1 rRNA gene is annotated in these 430 nt (G+C 55.1%); it reads left to right on the top strand.

Features of this window, described 5'->3' with window-relative positions:
- The first annotated feature begins 292 nt into the window (after window positions 1–292).
- Window positions 293–409: ribosomal RNA gene (gene rrf / locus AC1DC5_RS19045) — 5S ribosomal RNA — on the top strand.
- Window positions 410–430 lie beyond the last annotated feature (21 nt).

The raw sequence follows: 430 nt of genomic DNA, 5'->3' as shown, positions 1-430 counted from the left end.
ACTCGTGAAGCTGACCGGTACTAATAGGCCGATAACTTACACCACACACCCTCTTCGTGAACGGATTCAAAAGACGTTCACACCAGGAGAGGGTACAAAGAAACAAGACTGCTTGCGTCCACTATGTGGTTCCCAACCAACAAACCCGTCACCAGACGGCAGCGTTGCTCCAGGGAACAAAACACAACAAAATAACAACACCACAACTGCACCCCAAAAGTGCAGGAAGCATGTTGTAACCACAAATTTCCCACCACCACCCCCAGGGGCGGACAGGTACGGGAGCAAGGGTTACGGCGGTCATAGCGTGGGGGAAACGCCCGGTCCCATTCCGAACCCGGAAGCTAAGACCCACAGCGCCGATGGTACTGCACCCGGGAGGGTGTGGGAGAGTAGGTCACCGCCGGAACATCATTACACGGTCGAGAGC

The organism is Arthrobacter sp. 10L424, assembly GCF_056395325.1.
Note: the sequence above shows the minus strand (reverse complement) of the source record. Positions and strands in the feature narration are given on the sequence as shown.